The following is a 6,491-nucleotide window of genomic DNA, read 5'->3' as shown; positions in this document are numbered from 1 at the left end:
TTTAACTCCCTTGATAACTTAAGAAGTAAACTTTACCATCTTTTAAATTCTCTATCCAATGACACGATCGGGTATTTGACGGGATGGTCTTGGATTTTAGAAGCTCTATGTCTGTCAGGAATTTAGAAAAATGGTATAAAGAGGAAGGCAAAGACGAAAAAGCTCGACAAATTGCGCTAAAAATGCTATCTGCTGGCTTTCCTGTCCCAGAAATCGCCCGATTTACCGATTTATCCCCCGCAACTATCGAGCAATTACAAAGACAAAACGCTCACGATGTTTGATAATATTTGTAAATTTATCGCCGAAAACTTCTCCGATGATCTAGCCACTTGGTTATTGGGTTCTCCCCTCTCCTTAACCGTCCTCGACCCGACGGAATTACAATTAGACCCCATTCGTGCCGATTCTCTGATTTTTTTGCAGTCAGAGGAATTAATTCTCCATACTGAATTTCAAACCGACCCCGACTCCAAGATTCCTTTCCGAATGCTCGATTATCGCATTCGCGTCTATCGTCGTCATCCCCAAAAACCAATGCGTCAAGTGGTAATTTATCTGCGACGCAGTGATTCCCCCCTAGTACAAGAAAATACTTTCCGTCTGGGGGAAACCTTTCATTCTTTTCAAGTCATCCGTCTTTGGGAAGAAAATACGCCGCAATTTTTCCATCATCCCGGTTTATTACCCTTTGCCGTCCTCAGCAATACCGATGACCCCGAACAGGTGTTAAGTCAGGTGTCCCGTTCTTTAGAAACTATCTCCCAAAAACAGGTGCAAAGCAATCTCGCTGCCGCCACCAGTATTCTCGCCGGGTTAGTATTAAATCGAGAGACGATTAAAAAAATCCTTCGGAGTGACATTATGAGAGAATCCGTCATCTATCAAGATATTTTAGAGGAAGGCAGAGAGGAAGGCAGAGAGGAAGGCAGAGAGGAAGGCAGAGAGGAAGGCAGAGAGGAAGGCAGAGAGGAAGGCAAAGAGGAAGGCAAAGAAGAAAAAGCTCGACAAATTGCCCTAAAAATGCTATCTGCTGGCTTTCCTATCCCAGAAATCGCCCGATTTACCGATTTGTCCCCCGACGCGATCGAGGAATTACAAAGACAGCAGCACAATTAAAGCTTTTTACCGCAAAGGATGGGGAATTAGGGAAATTTCGGCTCATCTCCCCACCCCACACCGATTAACCCCGTTTAGCGAGGCGACGCACCACTAAACCACCACCTAGTATGCCTAATCCGATAATACCAGAAGGTTCGGGCGTGGACACTGGCGGCTGACTCGTCGGACTGAACACCTGTACGCGATGGTTGCTCGCATCGGTTACATAGATATTACCACCGCTACCGACGGCGATACCAGTGGGGTTATTGAACTGACCGTTCCCCGTACCGAAGCTACCGAAAGTAGACTGGAAGACACCACTGGGGTCGAATACCTGTACGCGATTGTTGAACGTATCGGCTACATAGATATTACCACCGCTACCGACGGCGATACCGTAGGGTAAAAAGAACTGACCGTTCCCCGAACCGAAGCTACCGAAAGCGAACTGGAAGACACCACTGGGGTTGAATACCTGTACCCGACTGCTGCTCGTATCGGCTACATAGATATTACCACCGCTATCGACCGCGATACCGGTGGGGTCCAAGAACTGACCGTTCCCCGAACCAGGGGTACCGAAAGTGGACTGGAAGACACCACTGGGGTCGAATACCTGTACGCGATGGTTGGAAATATCGGTTACATAGATATTACCACCGCTATCGACCGCGATACCGTAGGGAGATTGAAACTGACCGTTCCCCGAACCGGAGCTACCGAAAGTGGACTGGAAGACACCACTAGAGTTGAATACCTGTACGCGGTTGTTTCCCGCATCGGTTACATGGATATTACCACCGCTATCGACCGCGATACCGGAGGGGTCCAAGAACTGACCGTTCCCCGAACCGAAGCTACCGAAAGTGGACTGGGAGACACCACGGTCGTTGAATACCTGTACGCGGTTGTTGTTCGAATCGGCTACATAGATATTACCACCGCTACCGACGGCGATACCAATGGGGAAACTGAACTGACCGTTCCCCGAACCGAAGCTACCGAAAGCGAAAGAAAAAGAAAAACTGGCTGCAGTGGCACTGCTGGCGATACTAATACATCCGATCGCAGTGGCCGTGGCTAGGGAAAAGGATTTCAGCCGAGCCTTTGATAAGCTCTGCTTCTCCCCCCCCCGTGATTGATAAGTTGGGTTAATGACATAAAACTTCATAAGATTAAACTGATTGTAACCTACTCCCTTCCTCTAGCAATTGTCAAGGACTTTTTCCAAAGGTGTGAGATTTTTGGGGCAAAAATTCACTAATTACGCTTCTTTACGCCCTAAAGCTACTTTTAATTGTCAGTTTTGACCGTTGAAAGATAGTATTAAAGTCAGAAACCCAGGGTAAAATCAGGGTTTCACTTTAGGTCAAACTCAGGTTAAGCATCGATTTGATCCCAAAAAAGCCCCAATTTTCTCCACGGCAGCCTCTAGAATATCGGGATCGTGAACTAAGGCAAAACGCACATAACCCTCACCACCCTTACCAAAACCGGAACCGGGGGAAACAGCGACACCGGTTTGGGCCACCAATTGCCGACAAAAATCGACGGAATTACCCGGCCAACTGGGGGGAATTTTCGCCCAAACGTACATAGTAGCGGCCGGAGTGGGAACCGGCCAACCGATGCGATTTAGGGCATTAATAAACACATCCCGGCGTTTTTGGAAGATAGCGACGGTTTCCTTGACTGAATCTTGATTACCGGTTAAAGCAGCGATCGCACCGTTGAGTATGCCCAAATACTGATTAAAATCAACCATAGCTTTAATCTGTCGCAAAGCCATAATTAACTGCGGGTTGCCAATGGCGAAACCGATGCGAAAACCACCCATATTATAGGACTTAGAAAAGGTAAAAAACTCGATCGAATTAGTTTTAGCTCGATCGGCCTGTAAAATTGACGGGGGGGGCGATGTTCCCTCAAAAAAGATGTCTAGATAGGGAAAATCGTGGATTAAAACTAAATTATGCTGACGGCAAAAATCAACCGCTTTTTGGAAAAATGCCAAAGGTGCGATCGCTGTGGTGGGATTATGGGGATAACTCAAGACCATCAGCTTCGATTGTGCCAGCACTGCCTCAGGAATGTCCTCTAAAACTGGCAGAAAGTCATTTTTTGACAAAATTGGCATTCCGTACATTTGACCGCCGGCAAGGGCAACACCGCCCAAATGGGAGGGATAACCCGGATCGAGGAGCAGGGCAAAATCCCCGGGGTTGAGAAGGGCCAAAGGTAGATGGGCCGTGCCTTCCTGAGAACCGATTAGGGGTAAAACCTCCGTTTCTGGATCGATGGGAACACCAAAGCGATCACTATACCAGTTAGCGGCAGTTATTCGGAAGTCTCGCGTACCATTATGGAGTAAATAGCCGTGGGTGTGAGGATCGTGGAGAGATCGCTCTATAGCATCGATAACATGGGGAGCAGCACCAAGATCGGAGGAACCGAGCGAAAGATCGATAATGACATTACCCGCTTCTCTACTGGCAGCTTTTGCCCGATCCATATCGGCAAAAACGTTGGATTGGAGTGCCTGTAAGCGGTGTGCTAGGGTTAAGTTATTCATAACCACAGATACCTAATTAGCTGACATAGGTATCGATAAAAGATTGTAATTGTTGTTTGCCGATCGCCCCTTCATGAGTGGCAATAATTTCGTTATCTTTAAAGATGCGTAAAGCGGGAACACCTTTCACATCACATTTAGCCACCGAGTTGGGGTTAGGGTCCACTTCTAGTTTAACTACTTTTAGTCGTTCGCCGTAGGTGTTGGCTACCCAATCGATCGAGGGGGATACCAGACGGCACGGACCGCACCAACTTGCCCAAAAATAGACTAAAACGGGTTTTTCGACCTCAAAAACCTCTTGGTCAAACTTCTGATCGCTAATGACAGTTACGCTACTCACAGTATTTATTTCCTCACCATCGTTACTGATCATCATAGGGGTTCTGGGTAATTTTCGGCAATTATCCACTTCCACAATTCCTTAAACATTAGGATCGAAGACATCGCGTAAACCATCACCGATAAAATTAATACTTAACACCGTGATCACGATAGCCAGAGCGGGAAAAATGACCAAATGGGGGGCAGTTGTCAAGTAATCTTTAGCTTTAAATAACATTTGTCCCCAAGTCGGCACATCGGGGGGGAAACCCAAACCCAAAAAACTCAGGGTTGACTCGGTAATAATCGCATTACCCACGGCTAAAGTGGCCGCCACGATAATCATTCCCAAAACGTTAGGTAATAAATGCACCCAGATTAAACGGAAAGGAGTGGCCCCCAAAGCAATCGCAGCCGAAATAAACTCCATCTCGCGTAATTTTAAGAAATTTCCCCGCACCAATCGCGCCACCGACATCCAATTTAAACCCCCGATTACTAAAACCACGAGGATAAAAATACCCGTTTCCGGTCCGGCGATTTTTTTGATGCTATCGCGAAATAGATAGACAATCAGTAAAAGTAGGGGTAATTGGGGCAAAGATAGGAATAAATCCGTTAATCGCATTAATAAGCCATCGATTGCGCCCCCGTAAAACCCGGAAATAGCCCCGATCGCTGTCCCTAGAATAATCGCAACTATCATAGCAGCAATCCCCACCGCCAGGGAAATTCGACCCCCCACCAAAATCCTCGCCAATTGATCCTGGCCCAGATCATTAGTGCCGAAAAGATGTTTTAAACTAGGGGGAGCAGTGGTTTGACTAAAATCAATGGTATCGATGGGGACCCGATAAAAAATCGGACCGAATAGGACGGCAAGAATAATTATAATTAATGCGATCGCTCCTATTGTTGCCAGGGGATCTCGGTAAAAACGTCGCCAAGTATCGATAATTGCAGAAGACAGGGGAGACATAATTAGGGTTTGCTGAATTATAAATTATGGATTATGAATTATGAATTATCAATTATGAAGTGGGAAGTGGGCCTTTATCCATTTTCAGGGAAAAAGTGCCTGAATTTTCCCCCCGATCATCGGTCCCGCACTTTTTGATCTCAAAAAAGCCTAAAGACATTATCCAACAAAGTTTTTATATTTATTCAGCTAACCCTAGTCAAGTCAACAGATGATTAAAATTTACACGGAAATCGAACGGGGGCAAAATTGGTTAGAGCGCCATCAAAAATCTTCTCCGATATTTGCCCTAGTTTTGGGGTTTACCGAGACGGGATTAATCCCCGGAATCTCCACCGCCGGCGCCACCCCGGAAGATAGAAAATATACAGCGATCGCCGATGCCGAATTTATCGTTAAAGGAGTTTCACCCCATCCCCGTTATCCCTTACCCCCCCTAACGGTGGGAGCCTCCCCTGCCTATATTACCCGCGCCGTGGTGGAAAAATTAGCCATTCCCGTCCTCGTTTTTAACGCCGGTTTACCCTTGCCCCCGGCCGTCGATTATATCGAACTGGGGGGACAACCGGCCCGTTGTCTCTCCACTGGCCGCGCCCTAGATTTCGACATAGTAAAACACCTGTTCGCCCAAGGATTAGCTTGGGGAGAAAAACTAGCCCGCGAGTCTAGTTATCTAATTATCGGCGAGTGTGTGGTCGGTGGCACCACCACCGCCCTCGCCATCCTCACCGGATTGGGTTATCGAGCCAACGGCAAAGTTAACAGTAGCCATCCCCAGTGCAATCATGCTCATAAATGGGCAATAGTTGAGCAGGGATTAGCCCAAAAAGAAATTTTTGATCCTTTTGAGGTAATCGCCGCCCTAGGCGATCCTCAGCAGATTTTCGTCGCTGGCATGGCCATGGCCGCCAGTGGGCAGGGTGGGGTACTCCTCGCTGGAGGAACCCAAATGTTAGCCGTTTCTGCCCTAATTCAAGCTCTAGTGACCAAATATGCCTATCCGGTTAACTGGGAAAATATCATCGTCGGCACAACTCGCTGGGTAGCGGAAGATAAAACGGGGGATACGATGGGATTAGCCCGAATGATCGGAAAAGTGCCTTTATTAGCCACACAATTAGACTTTTCAGCCTCTAAATACCCAGTTTTGCAAGCTTATGAACAGGGTTTCGTCAAAGAGGGAGTCGGTGCGGGGGGATGTGCGATCGCCGCTTATCTGTACCAAAATTGGACTAATCAAGATTTGGTCAAAGCGATCGAAAATTTAATCGGGTTTCAATGATAGCATTTGTCTTAATGATTTCGTTTGGGGGAGTCGGTCGTCGGATGTGAGTTTTTTAAATTTTATCTAGCTCTAAAGTTTTATTTATCGGCTCTTCTAGGTTCTGTGTGATAAGTTTAACTTACAGAGGATCGATCAATCTTTGTGTCCTTTGTGTCTTTGTGGTTCCTTCCACTCGCTCGCCAGAAAGAATGTATCTTAGAATACATTTTGCCCACCAAACCTAAGAG

6 protein-coding genes and 2 pseudogenes are annotated in these 6,491 nt (G+C 46.9%); 4 read left to right on the top strand and 4 right to left on the bottom strand.

Translation table 11 applies throughout. From position 1 onward, the window contains the following. The 3 genes and pseudogenes from IM496_RS17205 to IM496_RS17195 form a co-directional block, all read left to right on the top strand. Positions 1-126 (top strand): annotated as a pseudogene (locus tag IM496_RS17205) (IS630-like element ISMae27 family transposase); the annotation flags it as partial. An 11-nt stretch (positions 127-137) separates the two neighbouring features. Then, positions 138-284 (top strand): annotated as a pseudogene (locus tag IM496_RS17200) (Rpn/YhgA-type helix-turn-helix domain-containing protein); the annotation flags it as partial. Next, the gene (locus IM496_RS17195; protein WP_287662690.1) at positions 277-1,119 is read left to right on the top strand and encodes an Rpn family recombination-promoting nuclease/putative transposase; all 843 of its coding nucleotides are present in this window, start codon (positions 277-279) and stop codon (positions 1,117-1,119) included. The pseudogene IM496_RS17200 and the gene IM496_RS17195, both read left to right, overlap by 8 nt. Positions 1,120-1,183: 64 nt before the next feature. Here the strand turns inward: IM496_RS17195 and IM496_RS17190 are convergent, their stop codons facing one another. The 4 genes from IM496_RS17190 to IM496_RS17175 form a co-directional block, all read right to left on the bottom strand. Then, on the bottom strand, positions 1,184-2,275 hold the full coding sequence (locus tag IM496_RS17190; protein WP_287662689.1) for a 6-bladed beta-propeller: 1,092 nt from the start codon (positions 2,273-2,275) through the stop codon (positions 1,184-1,186). A 204-nt stretch (positions 2,276-2,479) separates the two neighbouring features. After that, complete coding sequence (locus tag IM496_RS17185) at positions 2,480-3,676, bottom strand: LL-diaminopimelate aminotransferase (RefSeq protein ID WP_287662688.1); 1,197 nt, start codon at positions 3,674-3,676, stop codon at positions 2,480-2,482. A gap of 16 nt (positions 3,677-3,692) precedes the next feature. Further along, on the bottom strand, positions 3,693-4,055 hold the full coding sequence (locus IM496_RS17180; protein ID WP_008203477.1) for a thioredoxin family protein: 363 nt from the start codon (positions 4,053-4,055) through the stop codon (positions 3,693-3,695). A gap of 45 nt (positions 4,056-4,100) precedes the next feature. Beyond that, positions 4,101-4,979: an ABC transporter permease gene (locus IM496_RS17175; RefSeq protein WP_147071942.1), complete on the bottom strand. Its 879-nt coding sequence runs from the start codon at positions 4,977-4,979 to the stop codon at positions 4,101-4,103. A 211-nt stretch (positions 4,980-5,190) separates the two neighbouring features. Between IM496_RS17175 and cobT the strand changes: the two genes are divergently transcribed. After that, complete coding sequence (gene cobT, locus IM496_RS17170; RefSeq protein ID WP_194017019.1) at positions 5,191-6,261, top strand: nicotinate mononucleotide-dependent phosphoribosyltransferase CobT; 1,071 nt, start codon at positions 5,191-5,193, stop codon at positions 6,259-6,261. Positions 6,262-6,491: the final 230 nt, after the last annotated feature.

Source organism: Microcystis sp. M049S2, from assembly GCF_020245625.1.
In the GTDB taxonomy this organism is placed as follows: domain Bacteria; phylum Cyanobacteriota; class Cyanobacteriia; order Cyanobacteriales; family Microcystaceae; genus Microcystis; species Microcystis ichthyoblabe_A.
The sequence above is the reverse complement of the archived record's forward strand: the minus strand, read 5'-3'. Positions and strand labels throughout refer to the sequence as shown.